Below are 23,419 nucleotides of genomic sequence, written 5' to 3' on the forward strand. Positions count from 1 at the left end.
GCCATGCATGCTGGGGCCGGGCGATGTAGCCGACATGACCGCCGTATGACGCCGGCATGACGCCGCTCCCTGGCCGGCAGCCTCACGGCCCTGCAGGGCCGTGTCAGTCACGCGGTCAGGCGACGAAGGGGCGGAACTGCACGCCGAGCCCGGCCATGCCCTCGGTTTCGCCGATCAGATCCGCGCGCAGCAGCGGACGCGCATCGATGTACGCCTGCGGCAGGATCAGCGACAGCCGGGCGTCATCCGCGGTCAGTTCCAGCGCCGGCATCGGGGTGTCTTCGTGCGCACGGTTGAGCAGGACCGCCAGGCGCAGCAGCGCGGTCATGCGCCGTGCCGGCTGCAGCAGGCGCTCGGGCAGCGCGTCGAAGGCGGACTTGGAAATATTGCGGCGATGGCTGCGCACCAGTGCGGCGAGCAGCTGCTGTTCCTGCCGCGAGAACCCGGCGATGTCCGAGTTCTCCAGCACGTAGCTGCCGTGCACGTGATAGCCGCTGTGCGCGATCATCAGGCCGAGCTCGTGCAGGCGCGCGGACCAGCCGAGCATGCGCGCATCGTCCGGGTCCAGCTGCCAGCTTTCCTCGACCTGGGCGAGCAGGTTCATCGCGGTGTTTTCCACGCGGTCGGCCTGCACGGTATCGATGCCGTAGCGCTGGGTCAGTGCGGCGACCGACTCGTCGCGCAGGTCGTTCTCGCTGGCGCGGCCGAGGATGTCATACAGGATGCCTTCGCGCATGGCCGCTTTGCTGACCAGCAGCTTCTGCAGCCCCAGCGCCTGGAAGGCCGCTTCCAGCACCAGAATGCCGCCGGCGATGATCGGGCGGCGATCGGCGGACAGGCCGGGCAGGTCGATGTCCTCGATGCGCTTGGCCTTGAGCAGTTCATCGCGCAGCTGCGGCAGGGCTTCGGCGGTGATCGCGCCCTTGCTCAGCTTCATGGTGGCGCAGATTTCACTGATCGCCTTGTGGGTGCCCGACGAGCCCAGCGCTTCGTGCCAGCCCAGGGCGCGGTATTTGTTGGCGAACTGCTGGAACTCGGCGCCGATTTCGGTCAGCGCATCCTTCCAGCGCTTCTTGCTCAGCTTGCCGCCGGGGAAGAAGCGGCGCGTGCTGGCGATGCAGCCGGCCTGCAGGCTTTCGCGCTCCAGGGTCTGCATGCCCTGGCCGATGATGAATTCGGTGGAGCCGCCGCCGATGTCGATCACCAGCCGGCGCTGGTCCGGCTTGGGCGGCTGCGCATGGGCCACGCCCAGGTAGATCAGGCGCGCCTCTTCGCGGCCGCTGACCACTTCGATGGCATGCCCGAGCGCGGTTTCGGCCGGCATCAGGAAGGCCTGCGGCGAGCGCAGCTGGCGGACCGTGTTGGTGGCCAGGGCGCGGACCCGCACCGAGGGGATCGCGCGGATGCGCTGGCCGAACCTGGCCAGGCACTCCAGCGCGCGCTGGCGGGCCTCGGCGGACAGGCCGCCCTTGCCATCCAGGCCATCGGCCATGCGCACGGTCTCGCGCAGGCGGTCGACCACCCGCAACTGCCCGAGGGTGTATCGCGCGATGACCATGTGGAAGCTGTTCGATCCGAGGTCGATGGCGGCGAGCAGGTCGCCATCCTGCAAAGCGGGCGGAGTCGTGGAGGTATGCGGCATTTGCGAATGTTAGCCGAAGGGTGGGGCCTCGCGTCACCGCGCGGCCTTCACAGGGGATGCGACGCGGGGTCGCAGCCTACAGACCCTGCAGCAGGGCCATCTGCGCCGCGTGCGGCGGCTCGTCATGGCCCGGCGTGCACTTGATGTAGCTGCCGTCGGCCTGCAGTTCCCAGGCGTTGAGGTTGTCGTCCAGGTAGTTCTGCAGCACATCGCGGTAGACCTTGCGCGCCAGTTCCGGGTCCAGGATCGGGAAGCAGGTCTCGACCCGGCGCAGCAGGTTGCGCTCCAGCCAGTCCGCACTGGCGCAGAACAGCTCGGAGGCGCCGTCATTGCCGAACCAGTAGACCCGGCTGTGCTCGAGGAAGCGGCCGACGATCGAGCGCACCCGGATGGTGTCCGACACGCCGGGGACGCCCGGTCGCAGCGTGCACGCGCCGCGCACGATCAGGTCGATCTGCACGCCGGCCTGCGAGGCCGCATACAGGGCGCGGATCATCTGCGGTTCGTTGAGCGCGTTCATCTTGGCGATGATCCGCCCCGGACGGCCACTGGCGGCCAGGCGGGTCTCGCGTTCGATCCGCTGCAGCAGGCCCGGGTGCAGGGTGAAGGGCGACTGCAGCAGGCGCTTGAGCTTCATCCGCGGGGCCAGGCCGGAGAGCTGCTGGAACAGCAGGTGCACATCGTTGCCGATGTCCGGATCGGCGGTGATCAGGCTCAGGTCGGTGTAGGCCCGTGCGGTACCACTGTGATAATTGCCGGTGCCCAGATGCACGTAACGGCGCAGCTTGCGGCCTTCGCGGCGCACGATCAGCAGCATCTTGGCGTGGGTCTTGAACCCGACCACGCCGTAGACGACCTGCACACCGGCTTCCTGCAGGCGGTCGGCCAGGCCGAGGTTGGCTTCCTCATCGAAGCGCGCGCGCAGCTCGACGACGACGGTGACGTCCTTGCCATTGCGTGCGGCCTGGATCAGCGCATCGACGATCAGCGAATCCTTGCCGGTGCGGTACAGGGTCTGCTTGATCGCCAGCACGTTCGGGTCGACCGCGGCCTGCTTGATCACATCCAGCACGGCGGTGAACGCATCGAAGGGATGGTGCAGCAGCACGTCCCGGCGCGCGACGATCTCGAAGATGCCATCGCTGTCGCGCAGGACACGCGGGCTCAGCGAGGGATACTTCAGTTCCGGCCGCTGGATCACGTCGTACAGCTGGATCACGCGGTTGAGGTTGACCGGACCGTCGATGCGGTAGACCGCGTTCTCGGTCAGCCCGAAGTTCTGCAGCAGGGTGCGCACGATGTCGCGCGGGCAGTCCTGCGCGATCTCCAGCCGGACTGCCGGGCGGTAGCCGCGGTCGACCAGTTCGTCGCGTAGCGCCAGGGCCAGGTTCTCGACTTCTTCCTCGTCCACCACCAGCTCGGAATTGCGGGTCACGCGGAACTGGTACGCGCCCTGGACTTCCATGCCCGGGAACATCTCATCGACGAAGGTCGACAGCACCGAGGACAGGAACACGAAGGTCTGCGGGCCGCCGAGTTTTTCCGGCAGCTGGATGATGCGCGGCAGCGACCGCGGCGCCCGCACGATCGCCAGATGCCCGGCGCGACCGAACGCGTCGGTGCCCTTGAGCACCACCACGATGTTCAGCGACTTGTTGAGGATCTTCGGGAACGGATGCGACGGATCCAAGCCAAGCGGCGACAGCACCGGCATGATCTCGTTGCGGAAGTACGCACGCAGCCAACGCTTCTGGCGGTGGTTCCAGGAGTGCCGGCCGAGCACGTCGATGCCGGCCTCGTGCAGCGCCGGGCGCAGTGTCTCGTTCCAGCAGCGGTATTGCTGGTCGACCAGCTGTGCGGCGCGGTCGTGGATCGCGTTGAGGATCGCCTGCGGGGTCATGCCGTCCGGTGCGGGCGGCAGGCCGAACTCCTGCGCATGGCGCACCGCGGCCGCGCGGATCTCGAAGAACTCATCCAGGTTGGTGCAGGAGATGCACATGAAGCGCAGGCGCTCCAGCAGCGGCACCTGCGGGTCCATGGCCTGGGCCAGCACGCGGAAATTGAAATCCAGCTGGGACAGTTCACGGTTGATGTACAGCGCGGGATCGCGCAGCGGATCGCCGTCCACAGGCACGGCGACGGGAACAGGAGTGCTCATGCGGAAAAGTCTTCGGAAGAAGGAAGGGAGACGGCCTCGGTGCGCGCACGCACCTGGTCGGCATCGAAATGGCAGGAGAACGTGCTGCCTTTACCCACCTCGCTCTGGATCTCCAGGCGGGCATGGTGCAGGCCGAGGATGTGCTTGACGATCGACAGCCCCAGCCCGGTGCCGCCGCTCTCGCGCGAGCGGCTGCTGGAGACGCGGTAGAAGCGTTCGGTCAGGCGCGGCAGATGGTTGGCCGGGATGCCGTAGCCGGTGTCGCGTACCGACAGCACCACGCCATCGCCTTCGCGCGCGAACTCGACTTCCACGCGGCCCCCGGCGGGCGTATAGCGCACCGCGTTGGTGACCAGGTTGGAGAACGCGCTGTGCAGTTCCTTGTTGGAGCCCTGCAGGTCCACGCCGGCGGTGTCGATGATGCTGATCTGGTGGCGGCCCTGGCTGTGCGCTTCGGCTTCGCGGCGCAGCGTGGCCAGCATCGGGGTCATCGCCACGGCTTCGGCTTCGGTGTGTTCCTGCGATTCCAGCCGCGACAGGGTGAGCAGGTCTTCGACCAGCTGCGCCATGCGCTGGGATTGCTTGCGCATCTCCTCCAGCATCGGGCCGGTGCCGGGGAAGTCCTCCGGGTCCATCATGTCCAGGTAACCGTGCACCACGGTCAGCGGCGTGCGCAGTTCATGCGAGACGTTGGCAACGAAGTCGCGGCGCACCTGCTCCAGTCGCAGCAGCTTGCTGACGTCGCGTGCGATCAGCAGCCAGTAGTCGGGCGAGTAGGGAATCAGGCGCAGGTTGAGGCGGATCGCCGGGTCGACCGGCGAGGGCACATCCAGGATCGGTTCGGCATTGCGGCCACCGGCCAGCCAGTGCGCCAGCGGCATCGGCTGCAGGCGTTCGACCAGGGCTTCGCCGAGATCGCCCGGATGGTGCAGGCCGAGCAGCGAGGTCGCCGATTCGTTGAACCACTGCACGCGCTGGCTGTTGCGGTCGACCACCACCACCGCGTCGGGCAGGGCGGCGGCGGCGGCGCGATAACTGCGCAGCATGTCCAGCAGGCGCCGCTTGCGCGTGCGCATTTCCCACTGGTTGCGGTAGAGCAGGCGGTCCAGTTCGTTCCACACACCGGTGCCGTCACCCATGTCCCAGCGATGGCGCGCGGTGAGCCCGCGCAGCACCCGGCGCAACCGCCAGTAATGCCAGGTCAGCGCACCGATCGAGGCCAGTGCGATGCACATCCAGACATGTCCGACCGCCAGGCCCAGCAAGCCGGCCGCGAGCAGCAGGGCGGCGAGGGTGGCCAGCGTTTTCAACCAGGCAGAACGGATGTGGCGGGGCATTGCGGTCTCGCAGAAAGTGCGGGCCTCGGAATCGATCCAAGGTTATAGCAGGAGTGGCCGGAACCGGGCATGCGCGCCCGGTTCCGGCCCGGCGAGACTCAGGTCGAGGTGGAGAACCGGTAGCCGGCGCCACGCACGGTCTGCACCATGTTCTCTGCGGCGAACGGCTCCAGCGTCTTGCGCAGGCGGCGGATGTGCACGTCGATGGTGCGCTCCTCCACGTACACGCTGCCGCCCCAGACGTGGTCCAGCAGCTGGGCACGGGTGTAGACACGCTCGGGATGGGTCATGAAGAAGTGCAGCAGGCGGTATTCGGTCGGACCGATCGGGACCGGCTGGTCGCCGGCGAAGACGCGGTGAGCGGCGCCATCGATGCGGATCGTACCGACGGCCACGCTGCCGTCTTCGTCATCGTCGCGGGCACGGCGCATCACCGCACGGATGCGGGCCAGCAGTTCGCGCGCCGAGAACGGCTTGACCACGTAATCGTCGACACCGGCCTCCAGGCCACCGACGCGGTCGTTCTCTTCGCCGCGCGCGGTCAGCATGATGATCGGCACCTCGCGGGTGAGGGCTTCTTTGCGCCAGCGCCGGGCCAGGTCCAGGCCGCTGGTGCCCGGGAGCATCCAGTCCAGCAGGATCAGGTCCGGGACGCGATCGGCGATGGCGGTCTGCGCCTCGCGGGCGTCGCCGGCATGGATCGGGTCGTAATCGCCCTTGCGCAGGGCAAAGGCGACCATTTCGCGGATCGCGGGTTCGTCATCGACGATCAGGATGCGTTTCTGCACATGCCCACCGTATTACTCATCAGATCGGGATTGAGCCCAGTAGACTACGGTTTCATGACAGGTTTGTGACGGGGTGCCGGACGGCCCTCAGCGGCGGTCCAGCTCCGGGTCGTCGATGCCCTGGCGGCGCATCTCCAGCACGGTCGGGGTAATGCTCTCGATCCGGGCGTCCACACGGGCGCGGCCGACATAGTCCAGGTTCGGCTGCCGCTTCAGCGCCTGCAGCTGGATCAGGGCCTGTTCCGGGCGGCCGCTCAGGAAGGCGGCCTCGGCATAGGCCTCGCTGGCCCGGGTGGTGTCGCCGGCCAGCTCGCTGGCGCGGGCGAACCGCTGCTGGAAGACCGGATCATTGCCGCTTTGCGACAGCATCGGGCGCAGCATCGCCTGCGCGCGCTGGCCGGCCTCGCGTCCGCCCTGTTCATTGAGGATGGCCGCATAGGTCAGCGCCACCGGCCGGCTGCCCGGGTGCTGGCGCATCAGGGCTTCGAACCGGGCGTTGGCCTGCGCCGGCTGGCCGCTGCGCGACTCCGCCTCACCCAGCGCCAGCGCCACCCAGACATTGTCCGGGTGGTCGCGCAGCAGCTCGCCCAGGTCGCGGCTGGCCTGGGCGGCCGCGCTGTTGCGCAGCCGGCCCAGGGCCAGGCCGTAGCGCTGCGGCTCGGTCAGCCCGTTCTTCTGCGCGCGCTGCAGGCTCTCGTACTCACGGATCACATCGCCGGGCGTGTCGGCACTGAGCACGCGCAGGCGCTCGCGCGCCCAGTCGAACTGGCCGGTGCTGCCGCGGCTGAGTGAATTGACCGAAATCTGCATGGAGGCGGGCAGCAACGGGTTGCTCCGCCGCACCAGCGGGTCCGACAGCGCCGGATCGGCCGGGTTGACCCGCTCCTGGCGGACCCCGCCGGGCACTTTGGTGGTGAGCAGCACCGTGTCCTTCTTCATCTGCTCGGCGCGGGCCTTGGCCTCGCTGATGCGGGTGGTCGTGACCGGGTGGGTCTGCAGGAAGTCGGGGACGCTGTAGCCGCCCTGGTTGCCGCGCATCGAGGCCGACATGCGCTCGAAGAAGCCGGCCATGGCATCCACGTCGTAGCCGCTGCGGGCCAGGGTGCGGATGCCCAGGCGGTCGGCCTCGGATTCGTTGGACCGGGTGTAGTTGATCTGGCGCTGCTGCATCAGCCCCATGCCGGAGGTGATCGCGGCCATGGTGGCGTCGCCGGAGGAATTGCCGCCGGCCTGCTGCGCGGCCACGATCGCGGCGAGCATGCCCAGCAGGATCGGGATCTGGTCGCGCTGGGCCCGCTCGACCCCGCGCAGCACGTGCTGCTGGGTGACGTGGGCGATTTCGTGGGACAGCACCGCGGCCACCTCGTCTTCGCGTTCGGCGGTCAGCACCAGGCCTGCATTGACGCCGATATAGCCGCCCAGGGTCGCGAAGGCGTTGATCTGCCGGTCCTTGAGCATGAAGAAGGTGTAGGACTGGCGCGGCTGGGCGCTGTTGGAGCCCAGCCGGGCGCCCATGGTCTGCAGCCAGTCGTCGACCAGGGGATCGTCGAGCAGATAGCCGTAGTTGCGCAGTTCGCGCAGCATCATCCCGCCGTACTCGGCCTGCCGGGCCGGGGTCAGCAGCTCGCCGGCCGAGGAGCCGATGTCCGGCAGCTTGTTTTCCTGCGCCCCGGCCAGCGGCACGGCCAGAGCCAGGGTCAACGCGGCAGAGAGCAGCAAGGGACGCAAACGAAGCTCCTGGGGGGAAGGCGGGCAACAGCGTGACAGAGCGACGGCAACCTGCAGTTAAACCACAGTGTTGCGACGGTGACGTGGAAAATCCAGCGGACCGCTACCATATACAGACCAACGTTCCGCTGTGGAGTTTCCCGTGAGCCAAGATGCTGTTTCCACCCCCGGTGGCGCACCCGCCATCACCATCTACTCGACCGCGGTGTGCCCGTACTGCGTGGCCGCCAAGAACTTCCTGAAGAGCAAGGGCCGCGACTGGACCGAGGTCCGGATCGACCTGGACCCGGTCGAGCGCGAGAAAATGATGGCCAAGACCCGCCGTACCAGCGTCCCGCAGATCTTCGTCGGCGAGGTCCATGTGGGCGGCTACGACGACATGATGGCCCTGCACCGCGCCGGCAAGCTGGAGCCGCTGCTGGCCGGGCAGGGCCCGGCATGAGCGCGGCCGATGACGGCAGCAAGGACCGCATCGCCGAATTCACCGAGTTCCGCCAGCGCATGAACCAGCGCATCCTGGGCGAACCCAACCAGGTCGTGCGCCGCTTCTTCGCGCTCGACACCCAGACCTACCAGGCCGGCGCGCTGGACGTGAAGACCAAGGAGCTGCTGGGCCTGGTCGCCTCGATGGTGCTGCGCTGCGATGACTGCATCAGCTACCACGTGGCCCAGTGCAAGGACGCCGGCGTGACCCGCGAGGAGTTCTTCGAGACCTTCTCCGTGGGCCTGGTGGTCGGCGGCTCGATCGTGATCCCGCACCTGCGCCGCGCCGTGGATTTCCTGGACCAGCTCGAAGGCGGCGCCGAAGCGCCGGCCGTTCACGAGCATTGAGGTCGGGGCCGTGAGGGCCCCACCCCGGTAGAAGCCGACCGTTGGTCGGCTGCTTGGGTGCCCCAGCGACGTCGGCGCCCGGCAGTGCGCCGCTCATGTTCGAGACCCCGTTCCCACCGACCAACGGTCGGTGGCTACCCGGGTTCAGCCGCCCCTGGTTGCCGGCCAGCGGCCGGCACTACCGATGGCGTGTCTGGAGAAGAGCCCCCTTCTGTTGAAGGGGGCGCGCCAACGGCGCGGGGTAGAGGAGGAATGCGCGGGCAATTCTGCCTTACCCGCCTTGGACCAATGGCCCATTTGGGGTCCATTGGGCGGGTAAGGCATAATTGCCGATGAAACTTCCCTTGCGCCCGCGCTTCGCGCACCTCACGGACGGCGCTCCCCCCTCGGTTCGGAATACACATCAATGACGCAGAAAATCACGGTCATCCGCGGTGACGGCATCGGCCCGGAGATCATGGACGCTACCCTGTTCGTGCTCGGCAAGCTGGACACCGGCTTTGAATACGAAGACGCCGACGCGGGCCTGGTCGCGCTGGAAAAGCACGGCGATCTGATGCCGGCCTCCACCCTGGAGTCGATCGCACGCAACAAGATCGCGCTGAAGAGCCCGCTGACCACGCCGGTCGGTGGTGGCTTCACCTCGATCAACGTCAGCCTGCGTCGCCACTTCGACCTGTACGCCAACGTGCGTCCGGCCGTCTCGTTCCCGAACACCAAGTCGCGTTTCGGCGACGGCGTGGACCTGATCACCGTCCGTGAGAACACCGAAGGCGCGTACCTGGCCGAAGGCCAGGAAGTCTCGGCCGATGGCGAGACCGCCTTCTCCGGCACCCGCATCACCCGCAAGGGCTCCGAGCGCATCGTGCGCTACGCCTTCGAGCTGGCCCGCAGCACCGGCCGCAAGAAGGTCACCGCCGTGCACAAGGCCAACATCATCAAGTCGACCTCGGGCCTGTTCCTGGCCGTGGCCCGCGAAGTGGCGGCCAAGTACCCGGACATCGAGTTCCAGGAAATGATCGTCGACAACTGCTGCATGCAGCTGGTGATGCGTCCGGAACAGTTCGACATCATCGTGACCACCAACCTGTTCGGCGACATCATCTCCGACCTGTGTGCCGGTCTGGTCGGCGGCCTGGGCCTGGCCCCGGGTGCCAACATCGGTGAGAACGCGGCAATCTTCGAAGCCGTGCACGGTACCGCACCGGACATCGCCGGCCAGGGCAAGGCCAATCCGTGCGCGCTGCTGCTGGCCGCCGCACAGATGCTGGACCACGTCGGCCAGGTCGAGAACGCCGAGCGCCTGCGCAAGGCCATCGTGGCCACGCTGGAAGCCAAGGATTCGCTGACCGGCGACCTGGGTGGCACCGGCAACACCATGGGCTTCGCCCAGGCCATCGCCAGCCGCCTGTAAGCGCGCGGGGCGTACGTCCAGAAAGCGGGGCGCTTCGGCGTCCCGCTTTTTTGTTGCCTGTCGTGCGGGTCGCGACAGGCGGCGGAGGCATGAAAAAGGCGCCTTGCGGCGCCTTCGTCATGTCATCGCGGGTGCGTGGATCAGCGCTGCTGGATCTTGGACAGCAGGCGCAGGAATTCCACGTACAGCCACACCAGCGTGACCATCAGGCCGAACGCGCCGTACCACTCCATGAACTTCGGCGCGCGCGCCTCGGCACCGGTTTCGATGAAGTCGAAATCCAGCACCAGGTTCAAGGCCGCCACCACCACCACGAACAGGCTGAAGGCGATGCCCAGCCAGCCACCTTCGTGGATCATCGGCACGTTGATGTTGAAGAAGCTCAGCACGAACGAGGCCAGGTACAGCAGCGCGATGCCGCCGGTCGCGGCCACGACGCCCAGTTTGAAGTTCTCGGTGACCTTGATCAGGCCGCTGCGGTAGACCGCCAGCATCACGAACATCGTGCCGAAGGTCAGCATCACCGCCTGCATCACGATGCCGGGGAACTTGGCATTGAACATCGCCGAGATCGCGCCGAGGAACAGGCCTTCCACCAGCGCGTACATCGGCGCGGTGACCGGCGACCATTCCTTCTTGAACACCGTCACCAGCGCCAGTACCAGGCCGCCGATCGCACCGACCAGCGTGTACAGCATGGCGCTGGAAGTGGGCAGGCCGTTCGCGTCGACCGACTGGCTCCACGCGAAGGCGGCCGTCAGCACGGTGAGCAGCAACAGCAGGCCGGTCTTGTTGACCGTGCCGTTGATGGTCATCGCCTGGTCGGGGCGGGCCACGACCGAGCCGCTGGCCAGGTCGAGGAAGGTCGACTCGGAAAGTGCGGGATTGCCGCTGCGCATTGCCAATCTCCTTGAAGGGGTAGGGGTTCGGCCATCCGGCCGCTGACCCGAGCATAGCCCAAGCCGCCATCGGCAACGACGGGATGTGAATTGATGTGTGAAAACCGTTGACAGATGCCACACCGATTCCCACAATAGGCGGCTCTTTCGGGGGGAACCCCGGAGGGAAACAAACCGCCGGGGTATAGCGCAGTCTGGTAGCGCGCCTGCTTTGGGAGCAGGATGTCGGGGGTTCGAATCCCTCTACCCCGACCAAGCCCGCTGCTCAAATCGGGATTGGAGTGCGACAATCCGGACCGAGCGCCCGTAGCTCAACTGGATAGAGCACCGGCCTTCTAAGCCGGCGGTTACAGGTTCGATTCCTGTCGGGCGCACCATCCGGTGCAAGCGGTAGGAAACAAAGGTTTTCAGTGGTGGCTGTAGCTCAGTTGGTTAGAGTTCCGGATTGTGATTCCGGTGGTCGGGGGTTCGAGTCCCCTCAGCCACCCCACTGATTCAAACTGGTTCGCCGAAAGTGAATCAGGGTTGCAAAAGGCAGCACACACGCTACAATGTGCGCCTGAGTTTTCAGGGCTGTTAGCTCAGTTGGTAGAGCAGTTGACTCTTAATCAATAGGTCCAAGGTTCGAATCCTTGACAGCCCACCAAGACAGAAGCCACCGGGTCCGCCCGGTGGCTTTTTTCTTGTTCGAGACATCGCGTTGAACGAACGGGTCGTTGAGCGTCTGCGGACGCCATTCGCCCTCCATTCAAACAAAACGCTTGCGTCGCGTGCAGGAATCCTGCATAATTCGCCTCCCGATTTTCGGGCTGTTAGCTCAGTTGGTAGAGCAGTTGACTCTTAATCAATAGGTCCAAGGTTCGAATCCTTGACAGCCCACCAAGACAGAAGCCGCCTGGTCAGCCAGGCGGCTTTTTTCTTGCCCGGCGCTTCTGCTTTCGGCCCGGTCCTGCAACAATGCGCGCCTGAGTGGAAAAACTCGCGAAAGTGGCGGAATTGGTAGACGCCCTGGATTTAGGTTCCAGTGCCGCAAGGCGTGGGGGTTCGAGTCCCCCCTTTCGCACCAGTGCAGGGCGTTTTCGCCGGCACCATGACCATGGGCACGTCCCGGATCGGGGAGACGGCCACATGCTGGGCCCGTGGTGGCCCCGGACGTTCTCGGCCCGTGCTGGCGGCGCTGGCGTTTATCGGCGAAACTACAGGGCTGCGGCGGGCATGCGCGTCCACGACCCCGCGTCCAAAACCCGTTTCATCCATCACATCGTGCCGGGGCCCATGCCGCCGGTGGCAGGAGTCAACATGCAAGCTTCGATCGAATCCACTGGCAATCTGGAACGCCGCCTGACCTTCTCGCTGCCGGAAGACCGCCTGCAGACGCATATCAGCGGCCGTCTGGGCGAGATCGCCCGCACCACGCGCATCAAGGGCTTCCGCCCGGGCAAGGTGCCGGCCAAGGTGATCGAGCAGCGTTTCGGCCAGCAGGTCCGCAGCGAAGCCGTCGACGGCCTGCTGCGTGAAACCTTCGATGCCGCCCTGCGCGAGCACGAACTGCGCATCGCCGGTACCCCGCGCATCGACAAGGGCGAGGGCGAGCTGTCCTTCGTGGCCACCGTCGAGCTGGTGCCGGACTTCGGCGACGTGGACGTCAGCAAGCTGACCGTGGTCCGCCACACCGCCGAGATCAACGACGCCGACATCGACCAGATGATCACCAACCTGCGCGAGCAGCGCCGCAGCTGGAGCCCGGTCACCCGTGGCGCCCAGGACGGCGATCTGGTCGCCCTGGAAACCTGGTCGCAGGCCGGCGATGAGCGCCTGCCGGCCGAAGGCACCGAAAAGGGCAGCGTGATCGTGGGCCAGGGCATGATGTTCGAGCAGATCGAGCAGGGCCTGGTCGGTCTGGCCGCCGGTGAAGAAAAGACCCTGGACGTCGAGTTCCCGGCCGATTGGCGCGTTCCCGCGCTGGCGGGCAAGCAGGTCAAGGTCACCGTCAAGGCGGTGGACGTGTCCGCGCCGGTGCTGCCGGAGGTGGATGCCGAGTTCATCAAGAGCTTCGGCGTGAAGGGTGGCGACGTGGAGCAGTTCCGCAAGGACATCCGCGCCAACCTGGAGCGTGAGCTCAAGGGTGCCCTGATGAACCGCCTGCGCCGCGAAGTCGGTGAGCAGCTGATCGCCGCCTACGCCTCGGTGGAAATGCCGCCGCGCCTGGTCGAGAACGAAGCCCGCGCCATGCTGGCCCAGCAGATCGAGCAGATCCGCCGCAGCGGCCGCAACCCGGGCGACGTCCCGGCCGACGCCCATGAAGGCTTCAAGGACGCCGCTGCCAAGCGCGTGCTGGTCGGCCTGCTGGTCGGTGAGGTGGCCCGCAAGAACGACCTGCGCCTGGACCCGAAGCGCCTGAATGAAACCATGCGCCTGATCGCCTCGACCTACGAAGAGCCGGAGCAGGTCATTGAGATGTACCGCAATGACCCCCAGCTGATGACTGGGCTGCAGAATCGCGTGATGGAAGAGCAGGTGATCGATTGGATCGCCGAGCGCGCCCAGCACACCGAAGAGAAGCTGTCGTTCCAGGACGCGATCCGCCAGTAAGTGGCCCGCGTTTTACGCCCCGCGCCCCGGCGCGGGGTCGTTCCCCCCAAAATAGGTGCCTCACTAATGGACAACCGAACCACAGCCCTGAACATGGTTCCGATGGTGGTCGAACAGACCAGCCGCGGCGAGCGCGCCTATGACATCTATTCGCGCCTGTTGAAAGAGCGTCTGATCTTCCTCGTGGGCCCGATCGACGATCACATGGCCAACGTGGTGGTGGCGCAGCTGCTGTTCCTGGAAGCGGACAACCCGGAAAAGGACATCAGCATCTACATCAACTCGCCGGGTGGCGTGGTCACCGCCGGCATGGCGATCTACGACACCATGCAGTACATCAAGCCGGACGTGAGCACCATCTGCGTCGGCCAGGCGGCCTCGATGGGCGCCCTGCTGCTGGCATCGGGCGCGCCCGGCAAGCGCTATGCGCTGCCGAATTCGCGCGTGATGATCCACCAGCCGCTGGGCGGCTACCAGGGCCAGGCCTCGGACATCGACATCCACGCCCGTGAAATCCTGACCCTGCGTTCGCGCCTGAACGAAGTGCTGGCCAAGCACACCGGCCAGTCGCTGGAGACCATCGCCCGGGATACCGAGCGCGACAACTTCAAGAGCGCGGCCGATGCAGTGGCCTATGGTCTGGTCGACCAGGTCCTGGAGCGTCGTCCGGAAGAGTCGATCCAGCCGGCGTAAGGTTGTACCAGGCCGGGAAACCGGCTTGTTTCCACCGGGTCGGGCAGGACTGGCGTCCTCCTGACCCTGTGCTATTCTCGAATCGAACCCCCGTTCAGTCGGGTGGGGTAACTGGGTAAGCGAAGCATGAGCGAAGACCGCCAAGGTCGTTCCACGGACACCGGCAAGATCCTCTACTGCTCCTTCTGCGGAAAGAGCCAGCATGAGGTGCGCAAGCTGATTGCGGGTCCGAGCGTATTCATCTGCGATGAATGCGTCGAGCTGTGCAACGACATCATCCGTGAGGAGCTGGAGGAGAAGGCGCAGTCGGCCCGCAGTTCGCTGCCCAAGCCGCGCGAGATCCTCGAGGTCCTGGACCAGTACGTGATCGGGCAGAACCGCGCCAAGCGGACCCTGGCCGTGGCCGTATACAACCACTACAAGCGCATCGAGAGCCGCCAGAAGAACGACGAAGTCGAACTGGCGAAGTCGAACATCCTGCTGGTCGGTCCGACCGGTTCGGGCAAGACGCTGCTGGCCGAGACCCTGGCCCGCCTGCTCAATGTGCCGTTCACCATGGCCGACGCCACCACGCTGACCGAAGCCGGTTACGTGGGCGAGGACGTGGAGAACATCATCCAGAAGCTGCTGCAGAAGTGCGACTACGACGTCGAGAAGGCACAGCAGGGCATCGTCTACATCGATGAAATCGACAAGATCTCGCGCAAGAGCGAGAACCCGTCGATCACCCGCGATGTGTCCGGCGAAGGCGTCCAGCAGGCCCTGCTGAAGCTGATCGAAGGCACCGTGGCCAGCGTGCCGCCCCAGGGCGGTCGCAAGCACCCGCAGCAGGAATTCCTGCAGGTCGACACCAAGAACATCCTGTTCATCTGTGGCGGCGCGTTTGCCGGCCTGGACAAGGTGATCCAGCAGCGCTCCAACGATTCGGGTGGCATCGGGTTCGGTGCCAAGGTGAAGAGTTCCGAGCGCAAGCAGGAAGTGGGCAAGATCCTGGCCGAAGTCGAGCCGGAAGATCTGATCAAGTTCGGCCTCATCCCGGAGTTCGTCGGCCGCCTGCCGGTCGTGGCGACCCTGGAAGAGCTGGACGAGGCTGCCCTGGTGCGCATCCTGACCGAGCCGAAGAACGCCATCACCAAGCAGTTCAAGAAGCTGTTCGAGATGGAGCACGTCGAGCTGGAGTTCCGTCCGGACGCCCTGGCCGCGATCGCCCGCAAGGCGCTCAAGCGCAAGACGGGTGCCCGTGGCCTGCGTACGATCGTCGAATCCGTCCTGCTGGACACCATGTATGACCTGCCCTCGGCAGAGAACGTCAGCAAGGTGGTGGTGGACGAATCGGTGATCGAACACAAGTCCGAACCGTACCTGATCTACCAGACGCCACCGGCGCCTGAACAGAAGGCGGCTGGTGCTGAATAATCAGTTCAAGTAATTGAATTGAAAGAAATTTTTCAGAACAGCTTGCATCTAGAAGCCGATGGCCCCATAACGAGGCCATCGGCTTTTTTTGTATCCGGGCGAGGCGCCCGGAGGCCATCCCCACTGTTCCACTGGAGCCCACATGGCCCGTTCCCCAACTGAGACTCTCGACCTGCCGGTACTGCCGCTGCGTGACGTGGTGGTGTTCCCGCACATGGTCATTCCGCTGTTCGTCGGCCGTGACAAGTCCATGCACGCGCTGGAGCAGGCGATGGAGGCCGACAAGCGCATCCTGCTGCTCGCGCAGAAGTCCGCTGAGACGGATGATCCGTCCGCCGCCGATCTGTACCAGGTCGGTACGCTCGCCCAGGTGCTGCAGCTGCTGAAGCTGCCCGATGGCACCATCAAGGTGCTGGTCGAAGGCCTGTCGCGCGTGAACGTGACCGAAGTGACCGAGCGCGATGGCTCGCTGCACGGCGTGGGCATGGAAATCGAATCGGACGAGTCGCGCGAGCCGCGCGAGATCGAGGCGATCGCCCGTTCGCTGATGTCGCTGTTCGAGCAGTACGTGAAAACCAACCGCAAGCTGCCGCCGGAGCTGCTGCAGACCCTGGCCGGCATCGACGAGCCCGCGCGCCTGGCCGACACCATCGCCGCGCACATCAGCGTGCGCCTGGCCGACAAGCAGCGGCTGCTGGAAACGCTGCAGATCGGCGACCGCCTGGAAATGCTGGTCGGCCTGGTCGATGGCGAGATCGACGTCCAGCAGATGGAAAAGCGCATCCGCGGCCGGGTGAAGTCGCAGATGGAAAAGAGCCAGCGCGAGTACTACCTCAACGAGCAGATGAAGGCCATCCAGAAAGAACTGGGTGACCTGGACGATGCGCCGGGCGAGATGGACGAGCTGGCCCGCAAGATCGCCGAGGCGGGCATGCCCAAGCCGGTGGAGACCAAGGCCAAGGCCGAGCTCAACAAGCTCAAGCAGATGTCGCCGATGTCCGCCGAAGCCGCGGTCGTGCGCAACTACCTGGATTGGCTGCTGGGCGTGCCGTGGAAGAAGCGCAGCAAGGTCCGCAAGGATCTCAAGGCCGCGCAGGACACGCTGGACGCCGATCATTTCGGCCTGGACAAGGTCAAGGACCGCATCCTCGAATACCTGGCGGTGCAGTCGCGCGTGAAGCAGATGAAGGGCCCGATCCTGTGCCTGGTCGGCCCGCCCGGCGTGGGCAAGACCTCGCTCGGCCAGTCCATCGCCAAGGCGACCAACCGCAAGTTCGTGCGCATGAGCCTGGGTGGCGTGCGCGACGAGGCCGAGATCCGCGGCCATCGTCGTACCTACGTCGGCTCGATGCCGGGCCGCATCGTGCAGAACCTCAACAAGGTCGGCAGCAAGAACCCGCTGTTCGTGCTCGATGAGATCGACAAGATGTCGATGGACTTCCGTGGCGATCCGTCCTCGGCGCTGCTGGAAGTGCTCGACCCCGAGCAGAACAACGCGTTCAACGATCACTACCTGGAAGTGGACCTGGACCTGTCCGAAGTGATGTTCGTGGCGACCTCCAACTCGCTCAACATCCCCGGCCCGCTGCTGGACCGCATGGAAGTGATCCGCATCCCCGGCTACACCGAGGATGAGAAGCTCAACATCGCCATGCGCTACCTGGTGCCCAAGCAGATCAAGGCCAACGGCCTGAAGCCGGAAGAGCTGGAGATCGAGGCGGACGCCATCCAGGACATCGTGCGCTATTACACGCGCGAGTCCGGCGTGCGCAACCTCGAGCGCGAAGTCGCCAAGATCTGCCGCAAGGTGGTCAAGGAGATCGCGCTCGCCGGTCCGGTCGCGCCGGCCAAGGCTGCGAAGCCGGCCAAGGCCGGCAAGAAGGCCAGCGCGAAGAAGAAGGCGCTGGTGGTGGTCAACGGCAAGAACCTGGACAAGTACCTGGGCGTGCGCCGTGTCGATTTCGGGCGTGCGGAAGAACAGAACGAAGTGGGCCTGGTCACCGGCCTGGCCTGGACCGAAGTGGGCGGCGATCTGCTGCAGATCGAATCCACGCTGGTGCCGGGCAAGGGCCAGCTGATCCTGACCGGCCAGCTCGGCAACGTGATGAAGGAATCCGCCTCGGCGGCCCTGTCGGTGGTGCGTTCGCGTGCCGAGCGGCTGGGCATCGACAACGAGTTCCTGCAGAAGCACGACGTGCACGTCCACGTGCCCGATGGCGCCACCCCGAAGGACGGTCCCAGCGCGGGCATTGCGATGGTGACCTCGCTGGTCTCCACGCTGACCAAGGTGCCGATCCGGGCCGAAGTGGCGATGACCGGCGAGATCACCCTGCGGGGCCGCGTCACGGCCATCGGCGGCCTCAAGGAGAAGCTGCTGGCGGCGCTGCGTGGCGGGATCACCACGGTCATCATCCCCGAGGAGAACCGCAAGGATCTGGCCGATATCCCCGCCAATGTCACCCGTGATCTGAAGATCGTGCCGGTGAAGTGGATCGAGGAAGTGCTCGACCTGGCGCTGGAGACGCCGCTGACCGCGCCGAAGCCGAAGAAAGATGGGCAACGTGTCACGGTACGCGGCAAGTCCAAGACAGCTTCCACCACGCGCGTCAAGCATTGACGCGCGCTGTCCAACTGCCCGAAACCCGCGTCGTTATTGGCTTTTCAGCTTGCGCGGGTAGGGGGGCACTGGTATAAAAGCACCACTCGCGAGTCAGCGTAATTCTGAATTCGGCGAACAGAGAACTTCACTGGCATCCGCCGGCGCATCGTCGTCGGGTGTCTCAATGTTGAATCCGCGGAATCCCCGCCAAAGGAGCTGTAGAGAATGAACAAGACCGAATTGATCGACGCCGTTGCTGAAGCCGCCGACCTGACCAAGGCCGAGTCCAGCCGCGCCGTTGATGCCGTCATCGCTTCCGTCACCAAGGCCCTGAAGGGCGGTGACGCGGTGACGCTGGTGGGCTTCGGCACGTTCCAGGTCCGCGACCGCGCTGCCCGTACCGGCCGCAACCCGAAGACCGGCGACACCATCAAGATCGCTGCGTCGAAGAATCCGTCGTTCAAGGCTGGCAAAGCCCTGAAGGATGCCGTAAACTAAGCGGCTTGCTGGGGTGCTTAGCTCAGCGGTAGAGCGTCTCCTTTACACGGAGAGGGTCGGGGGTTCGAAACCCTCAGCACCCACCAGGCACTGCCAGTAAAAAGGTTTGAAATGTGGAGCGGTAGTTCAGCTGGTTAGAATGCTGGCCTGTCACGCCGGAGGTCGCGGGTTCAAGTCCCGTCCGCTCCGCCAGTTTCAATAGGGCCCCTGAGCGATCGGGGGCCTTGTTTTCTCCAGCGACGCAGGTCGCGGCGGAAACAAAAGCGGTTTAGTGCGGAGCGGTAGTTCAGCTGGTTAGAATGCTGGCCTGTCACGCCGGAGGTCGCGGGTTCAAGTCCCGTCCGCTCCGCCAGTTTTACAAAAACCTCGAAAAAAGCAGCATTTCGGGGTGGGCAATCTGAATATCTTCGGATAGAATGAGCGTCTGCAAAGTTTCAAGTGCGGAGCGGTAGTTCAGCTGGTTAGAATGCTGGCCTGTCACGCCGGAGGTCGCGGGTTCAAGTCCCGTCCGCTCCGCCAATCTTTGAAGAGCCCTTGGTGAAAACCAAGGGCTTTTTTTTGTCCCCGATCCAGCAGGTCGATCGGCTTCGCATTGCCGGTCGTCCGCCAGCCGCCGATGCGCCGGCGTGGCACCGGGCGGATCGCGCGCAGGGGCGCGGCGCGCGGACTTTTGGAGCCTGCCGCGAAGCGGGTTACACTGCCGGGCTCGCCAATCAGGCCTTGATTTTTCCCATGCTGCAGAAACTTCGCGACAAGACCTCGGGCTGGATCGTTACCGTGATCCTGGGGCTGCTGATGATTCCGTTCCTGTTCGTGATCGACTCCAGCTACCTCGGTGGCGTCGGCTCGCAGAACGTGGCCAAAGTGGCCGCACCGCCGACCTGGTGGAAGTCCGCCCCGTCGTGGTGGCCGGTCTCGTTCCTGTGGCAGCACCATGAGATCAGCTCCAATGATTTCCGCGTGCGCTTCGAGCAGGCGCGCCAGCAGGCACGCCAGGAACAGGGCGAGGACTTCGATCCGCGCCAGTTCGAAAGCACGGAAAGCAAGCTGGCCGTGCTGGACCAGATGATCGACGAGCAGGTCGTGCGCCTGGCCGGCGAGCAGTCCGGCATCGTGATCGGCGATGGTGCCGTGCGCGAGTACATCGCCTCGATCCCGGCCTTCCTGGATGCGAACGGCAAGTTCAACCAGGACAACTACCGCATCGCGCTGGCCAGCGGCAATCCGCCGCGCACGCCGACGCAGTTCGAAGCGCTGGTCCGCGAGAGCATCCAGCAGTCGATCATTCCGTCGGCCCTGCAGCGTTCGGGGTTCACCACCCAGAGCGAAGCCGAGCGCCTGATGAAGCTGCTGGGTGAAACCCGCGACGTCGAGCTGGCCGCGCTGCCGGAAATCCCGGCCGATACCGCCGAAGTGACCGACGCGCAGATCAAGCAGTGGTACGACGGCCACACCAAGGATTTCCGCCAGCCGGAAACCGTGTCGCTGGAATACGTCGAGATCAACGGCGCGAACCTGCCGGCTGCCGCCGCGGCCGACGAAGCCACGCTGCGCAAGCGCTATGCGGACGAGAAGGCACGCTTTGCCACGCCGGAACAGCGCCTGGCCTCGCACATCCTGATCGCCGTCGACGGCAGCGATCCGGCCAAGCTGAAGGCAGCCGAAGCAAAGGCCACGCGCATCGCCGCCGAAGCCAAGGCACCGGGTGCCGATTTCGCTGCACTGGCCAAGGCCAACTCCGAAGATCCGGGTTCCAAGGACACCGGCGGTGACCTGGGCTGGGTCGAGCGCGGCGCGATGGTGAAGCCGTTCGAAGACGCGCTGTTCGCCATGAAGGCGGGCGAGATCACCGGTCCGGTCAAGACCGACTTCGGTTTCCACGTGCTCAAGCTGCGCGAGACCAAGGGCGGTGAAGGCCGTTCGTTCGAAGACGTGCGTGACCAGCTGGTCGCCGAGCAGGCCAAGGCCGACGCCGATCGCGTGTTCACCGAGCTGAGCGGCCGCCTGGTCGACCTGGTCTACAAGAACCCGACCTCGCTGGAAGGCCCGGCCAAGGACATGAGCCTGCCGGTGCAGACCCTCGGCCCGTTCACCCGCACCACCGCCAGTGGCATTGCCGCCAACCCGGCCGTGCTGCGCGCGGCGTTCTCCGACATCCTGACCCAGGATGGCACGGTGAGCGACCCGATCGAGCTGGGCCCGAACCACACCGTGATGATCCGCGTGACCGAGCACAGCCCGGAGCAGGCGATGCCGCTGGCCAAGGCCCGTGAGCAGGTCATCGCCGCGATCCATGCCGATCGCACCCGCCAGGCCTCGGAGAAGGCCGTGGACGCCGTGCTGGCCAAGCTGAAGGCCGGTCAGACCCTGCAGGCGCTGGCTGCCAGCGAGAAGCTGCAGATCAGCCCGCTGCCGGGCCTGCCGCGCACCCAGCCGGTGCCGACCCCGGAGATCAACCGCGCCGTGTTCAGCGCGCCGCTGCCGGCCGAAGGCAAGCCCAGCTACGGCAAGGTCGCCGTGCAGGGCCGCTACGTGATCTATGCGGTCACCAAGGTCAGCCCGGGCAACGTCGCCGAAGTGGACGCCGCCCAGCAGCAGCAGCTCAAGGAACAGCTGAGCCAGATCGACGGCATGGCCGCCGCCAAGGCCTACGTCGACGCGATGCGCAAGCACTTCAAGGTGCAGACCGAAGAAGCCAACCTCTAACCGGGTCGGCTTCTGCAGGAAAACAAACAGCCCGGCACTGCCGGGTTTTTTGTTGTTCGGACGTTCAATGCCCGGAAACGACAATGCCCGGCAGAACCGGGCATTGTCGTCACCGCGCGATGCCCGGCTGCGTGGGGTCAGTCTTCGACCCGCAGCACCGCACCCGGCTTCAGCACGCTGCTGCCGCTGAGCCCATTGAGCGACAGCAGGGCCTTCAGCGGCATCCCGTAGCGGCGGGCGATCGCCCAGGCCGACTCGCCATCCCGCACGGTGTGGCGGCGGCTGCGCGGGCGATCCGCGCTGGCCACGGCGCGGGTGGCCACCGGGCCGGGCGCAGTACGCGCGGCCGTGGTGTCCGTCGGCGCGCTCGGCGCCACCGCGATGGCGGCCACGCTGGCGCTGGCATCCACCGGCGCGTGCGCGGTAGGGGCCAGAACCGTCACCTGGCCGGCCGGACGGCCCTTGCCACTGGCCAGGGCCGGATTGAGGCGGGCGATCCGTGCCGGATCCAGGTCGCGCTGCTGGGCCCACTGCTGGACGCTGGTGCCGGCCGGCAAGGTATGACCCTTCAATACCGGCACGGTGCGGTCCAGCGAGGCCATCACCGCCGGCTCGGTTTCCGCGTCTTCCAGCACGCAGGCCAGGGCATGCAGCTTCTCGACGTAGGCATAGGTAACCGGCGAGAGCCCCGGCAGTTCGGCCGGACGCGCGTTCTGCGCATTCATGCCGGCCTTGCGCAGCGACTGCAGCACGCGGTACTCGCCGGCGTTGTAGGCCATCGTGGCCAGGCGCCAGTCGCCGCCGAACATGCCGTGCAGGGTCTTCAGGTAGCGCACCGCGGCCTGGGTCGAATCCACCGCCGACAACCGGCCGTCATAGCCCGGGGTCATCTGCACGCGGTGGTTCTTGGCGGTGGTGGCGATGAACTGCCACAGGCCGGCCGGGCCACTGCCATTGCGGGCGTTGGGCCGGTAGCCGCTTTCCACGAAGGGAATCAGCGCGAACTCAGTCGGCAGGTCGGATTTGCGCAGCTCTTCGACCACGTAGCCGAACAGCACCAGGGCGTCATCGTCCTGGTTGGCCAACCGCGAGGGCGCGTGCGCGAACTGCTTCTGCCAACGCGGGCTGGTCGCCTCGGCGTTGCAGGTGGGTTCGGCCAGGCCAGCGCGGAAGCTGGCGAAGATCTCCTGCCCGTTGCGCACCGAGGCCGGCGGCAGGGCCGCAGCGGTCAGGGGAAGGGAGGACAGGCCGGCCACGTTCTGCGACATGCCGGCGGTCAACGACTGGGCGCCCGCGCTGCCGGCCACGGCGACCGCCAGGCCAAGCGCGAGCGGCAACAATCGCCGACTCATGTTCGAAATCCGTCTTTCCAGTGTCGCAGGCCTGCGACAACATCGACTTCATCGGTAACGGGACGCCCGAGATGGGCGCTGACGGCCGCCTGGATGGCGGGGGTGTTCGTACGCAGGAACGGATTGCATTCCAGCTCGCTTGCCAGTGAAACCGGCAGCGTGGGCAGGTCATCGCGGCGCATGGCCAAGGCCTCCTCATGGCGCTGCGACAGCGCAGCGTTGGTGGGGTCTACATGCCGCGCGAAGACGGCATTGGACAGGGTGTACTCGTGGGCGCAACAGACCATCAGTTGCGCTGGCAGGGACGCCAGCTTCCGCAGGGATGCCAGAAGCTGGGGAGGCGTACCTTCGAACATGCGCCCACAGCCCAGGCTGAACAACGCATCGCCACTGAAAAGGTGTTCAGCGGTGTGAAACGCGATATGGCTCCGGGTGTGCCCGGGCACGGATACTACGTGGAACCCCAGCCCCAATGCCTGAACGCATTCACCTTCAGCCACCCGCTGGGCAGGGACCGCGATGCGCGGTTCCACCGGTGCGTACACCTCCACCGCGGGGAAACGGGCCTGCAGCTCGGCCACGCCGCCGATGTGGTCGTCGTGGTGGTGGGTCAACAGAATGCTGTGGGGAACCCATCCCTGCTGCGCTGCGGCGGCCAGGACGGGGTCGGCCTGGCCGGGGTCGATGACGACGGCGCGGCCGTCGTCGGCGACCAGCGCCCAGATGTAATTGTCCGCAAACGCGGGTAGGGCGGTCAGTCGCATAG

At 65.9% G+C, this 23,419-nt stretch carries 17 protein-coding genes and 10 tRNA genes; 19 read left to right on the forward strand and 8 right to left on the reverse strand.

Features of this window, described 5'->3' with window-relative positions:
• Positions 1–115: 115 nt before the first annotated feature.
• The 5 genes from ppx to HDC96_RS16340 all read right to left on the reverse strand — a co-directional run bounded on the left by ppx (position 116) and on the right by HDC96_RS16340 (position 7,653).
• The gene (ppx, locus tag HDC96_RS16320; RefSeq protein ID WP_179460880.1) at positions 116–1,642 is read right to left on the reverse strand and encodes an exopolyphosphatase; all 1,527 of its coding nucleotides are present in this window, start codon (positions 1,640–1,642) and stop codon (positions 116–118) included.
• A gap of 76 nt (positions 1,643–1,718) precedes the next feature.
• Positions 1,719–3,800 (reverse strand): polyphosphate kinase 1, encoded by a 2,082-nt coding sequence (gene ppk1, locus HDC96_RS16325; protein WP_176990728.1) that lies wholly within the window; start codon positions 3,798–3,800, stop codon positions 1,719–1,721.
• Positions 3,797–5,137 carry a phosphate regulon sensor histidine kinase PhoR gene (gene phoR / locus HDC96_RS16330; protein WP_179460881.1) on the reverse strand — a complete coding sequence of 447 codons (1,341 nt, stop codon included), beginning with the start codon at positions 5,135–5,137 and terminating at the stop codon, positions 3,797–3,799. Before phoR ends, ppk1 begins: the two co-directional genes overlap by 4 nt.
• 98 nt (positions 5,138–5,235) lie before the next feature.
• On the reverse strand, positions 5,236–5,925 hold the full coding sequence (gene phoB / locus HDC96_RS16335; protein ID WP_123728486.1) for a phosphate regulon transcriptional regulator PhoB: 690 nt from the start codon (positions 5,923–5,925) through the stop codon (positions 5,236–5,238).
• Between the two features lie 87 nt (positions 5,926–6,012).
• Positions 6,013–7,653, reverse strand: a complete 1,641-nt coding sequence (locus tag HDC96_RS16340) for a M48 family metalloprotease (protein WP_179460882.1) — start codon at positions 7,651–7,653, stop codon at positions 6,013–6,015.
• 142 nt (positions 7,654–7,795) lie between these two features.
• Between HDC96_RS16340 and grxC the strand changes: the two genes are divergently transcribed.
• From grxC to HDC96_RS16355, 3 genes are all read left to right on the forward strand, one after another.
• On the forward strand, positions 7,796–8,095 hold the full coding sequence (grxC, locus tag HDC96_RS16345) for a glutaredoxin 3 (RefSeq protein ID WP_179460883.1): 300 nt from the start codon (positions 7,796–7,798) through the stop codon (positions 8,093–8,095).
• Positions 8,092–8,484 (forward strand): carboxymuconolactone decarboxylase family protein, encoded by a 393-nt coding sequence (locus HDC96_RS16350; protein WP_019185812.1) that lies wholly within the window; start codon positions 8,092–8,094, stop codon positions 8,482–8,484. The genes grxC and HDC96_RS16350 overlap by 4 nt, the downstream gene beginning before the upstream one ends.
• Positions 8,485–8,890: 406 nt before the next feature.
• Positions 8,891–9,898 (forward strand): isocitrate dehydrogenase, encoded by a 1,008-nt coding sequence (locus HDC96_RS16355; protein ID WP_179460884.1) that lies wholly within the window; start codon positions 8,891–8,893, stop codon positions 9,896–9,898.
• A gap of 140 nt (positions 9,899–10,038) precedes the next feature.
• Here the strand turns inward: HDC96_RS16355 and HDC96_RS16360 are convergent, their stop codons facing one another.
• Positions 10,039–10,797, reverse strand: coding sequence for a Bax inhibitor-1/YccA family protein (locus tag HDC96_RS16360; RefSeq protein WP_179460885.1), 759 nt, complete (start codon positions 10,795–10,797; stop codon positions 10,039–10,041).
• Between the two features lie 178 nt (positions 10,798–10,975).
• Here HDC96_RS16360 and HDC96_RS16365 point away from each other — a divergent pair.
• The 16 genes from HDC96_RS16365 (at position 10,976) to HDC96_RS16440 (ending at position 21,301) form a co-directional block, all read left to right on the forward strand.
• Positions 10,976–11,052, forward strand: a tRNA-Pro gene (locus HDC96_RS16365).
• A gap of 45 nt (positions 11,053–11,097) precedes the next feature.
• Positions 11,098–11,174 (forward strand) — tRNA-Arg (locus HDC96_RS16370).
• Between the two features lie 36 nt (positions 11,175–11,210).
• Positions 11,211–11,287, forward strand: a tRNA-His gene (locus HDC96_RS16375).
• Positions 11,288–11,367: 80 nt separating this feature from the next.
• Positions 11,368–11,443, forward strand: a tRNA-Lys gene (locus tag HDC96_RS16380).
• Positions 11,444–11,603: 160 nt separating this feature from the next.
• Positions 11,604–11,679: transfer RNA gene (locus HDC96_RS16385), tRNA-Lys, on the forward strand.
• Between the two features lie 99 nt (positions 11,680–11,778).
• A tRNA-Leu gene (locus tag HDC96_RS16390) sits at positions 11,779–11,863 on the forward strand.
• Between the two features lie 233 nt (positions 11,864–12,096).
• Positions 12,097–13,389, forward strand: a complete 1,293-nt coding sequence (tig, locus tag HDC96_RS16395) for a trigger factor (RefSeq protein ID WP_179460886.1) — start codon at positions 12,097–12,099, stop codon at positions 13,387–13,389.
• A gap of 66 nt (positions 13,390–13,455) precedes the next feature.
• On the forward strand, positions 13,456–14,082 hold the full coding sequence (gene clpP, locus HDC96_RS16400) for an ATP-dependent Clp endopeptidase proteolytic subunit ClpP (protein ID WP_179460887.1): 627 nt from the start codon (positions 13,456–13,458) through the stop codon (positions 14,080–14,082).
• Between the two features lie 126 nt (positions 14,083–14,208).
• Positions 14,209–15,498: an ATP-dependent Clp protease ATP-binding subunit ClpX gene (gene clpX, locus HDC96_RS16405; RefSeq protein ID WP_019185803.1), complete on the forward strand. Its 1,290-nt coding sequence runs from the start codon at positions 14,209–14,211 to the stop codon at positions 15,496–15,498.
• 142 nt (positions 15,499–15,640) lie between these two features.
• Entirely contained in the window at positions 15,641–18,115 is a 2,475-nt protein-coding gene (gene lon, locus HDC96_RS16410; RefSeq protein ID WP_176990735.1) for an endopeptidase La, read from the forward strand.
• Positions 18,116–18,322: 207 nt separating this feature from the next.
• Entirely contained in the window at positions 18,323–18,595 is a 273-nt protein-coding gene (locus tag HDC96_RS16415; RefSeq protein ID WP_019185801.1) for an HU family DNA-binding protein, read from the forward strand.
• 11 nt (positions 18,596–18,606) lie between these two features.
• Positions 18,607–18,681 (forward strand) — tRNA-Val (locus tag HDC96_RS16420).
• 29 nt (positions 18,682–18,710) lie between these two features.
• Positions 18,711–18,787 (forward strand) — tRNA-Asp (locus tag HDC96_RS16425).
• 83 nt (positions 18,788–18,870) lie between these two features.
• A tRNA-Asp gene (locus HDC96_RS16430) sits at positions 18,871–18,947 on the forward strand.
• A gap of 90 nt (positions 18,948–19,037) precedes the next feature.
• Positions 19,038–19,114: transfer RNA gene (locus HDC96_RS16435), tRNA-Asp, on the forward strand.
• 213 nt (positions 19,115–19,327) lie between these two features.
• A complete protein-coding gene (locus HDC96_RS16440; protein ID WP_179460888.1) occupies positions 19,328–21,301 on the forward strand; it encodes a peptidyl-prolyl cis-trans isomerase in 1,974 nt (657 codons plus the stop codon).
• Between the two features lie 137 nt (positions 21,302–21,438).
• On the opposite strand, the gene HDC96_RS16445 is transcribed toward HDC96_RS16440, so the two are convergent.
• Positions 21,439–22,653 (reverse strand): lytic transglycosylase domain-containing protein, encoded by a 1,215-nt coding sequence (locus tag HDC96_RS16445; protein ID WP_179460889.1) that lies wholly within the window; start codon positions 22,651–22,653, stop codon positions 21,439–21,441.
• On the reverse strand, positions 22,650–23,417 hold the full coding sequence (gloB, locus tag HDC96_RS16450) for a hydroxyacylglutathione hydrolase (RefSeq protein ID WP_179460890.1): 768 nt from the start codon (positions 23,415–23,417) through the stop codon (positions 22,650–22,652). Before gloB ends, HDC96_RS16445 begins: the two co-directional genes overlap by 4 nt.
• Positions 23,418–23,419: the final 2 nt, after the last annotated feature.

Origin of the sequence: Stenotrophomonas sp. JAI102 (genome assembly GCF_013409105.1) — a bacterium.
In the GTDB taxonomy this organism is placed as follows: Bacteria; Pseudomonadota; Gammaproteobacteria; order Xanthomonadales; family Xanthomonadaceae; genus Stenotrophomonas; species Stenotrophomonas maltophilia_AA.

Excerpts from the sequence above, each read along its gene's own strand:
- tig (WP_179460886.1), top strand. The coding sequence starts at position 12,097 with ATGCAAGCTTCGATCGAATCCACTGGCAATCTGGAACGCCGCCTGACC.
- lon (WP_176990735.1), top strand. The coding sequence starts at position 15,641 with ATGGCCCGTTCCCCAACTGAGACTCTCGACCTGCCGGTACTGCCGCTG.
- HDC96_RS16445 (WP_179460889.1), bottom strand. The coding sequence starts at position 22,653 with ATGAGTCGGCGATTGTTGCCGCTCGCGCTTGGCCTGGCGGTCGCCGTG.
- clpX (WP_019185803.1), top strand. The coding sequence starts at position 14,209 with ATGAGCGAAGACCGCCAAGGTCGTTCCACGGACACCGGCAAGATCCTC.
- HDC96_RS16350 (WP_019185812.1), top strand. The coding sequence starts at position 8,092 with ATGAGCGCGGCCGATGACGGCAGCAAGGACCGCATCGCCGAATTCACC.
- HDC96_RS16360 (WP_179460885.1), bottom strand. The coding sequence starts at position 10,797 with ATGCGCAGCGGCAATCCCGCACTTTCCGAGTCGACCTTCCTCGACCTG.
- gloB (WP_179460890.1), bottom strand. The coding sequence starts at position 23,417 with ATGCGACTGACCGCCCTACCCGCGTTTGCGGACAATTACATCTGGGCG.
- HDC96_RS16355 (WP_179460884.1), top strand. The coding sequence starts at position 8,891 with ATGACGCAGAAAATCACGGTCATCCGCGGTGACGGCATCGGCCCGGAG.
- HDC96_RS16415 (WP_019185801.1), top strand. The coding sequence starts at position 18,323 with ATGAACAAGACCGAATTGATCGACGCCGTTGCTGAAGCCGCCGACCTG.
- clpP (WP_179460887.1), top strand. The coding sequence starts at position 13,456 with ATGGACAACCGAACCACAGCCCTGAACATGGTTCCGATGGTGGTCGAA.
- ppx (WP_179460880.1), bottom strand. The coding sequence starts at position 1,642 with ATGCCGCATACCTCCACGACTCCGCCCGCTTTGCAGGATGGCGACCTG.
- ppk1 (WP_176990728.1), bottom strand. The coding sequence starts at position 3,800 with ATGAGCACTCCTGTTCCCGTCGCCGTGCCTGTGGACGGCGATCCGCTG.
- phoR (WP_179460881.1), bottom strand. The coding sequence starts at position 5,137 with ATGCCCCGCCACATCCGTTCTGCCTGGTTGAAAACGCTGGCCACCCTC.
- HDC96_RS16440 (WP_179460888.1), top strand. The coding sequence starts at position 19,328 with ATGCTGCAGAAACTTCGCGACAAGACCTCGGGCTGGATCGTTACCGTG.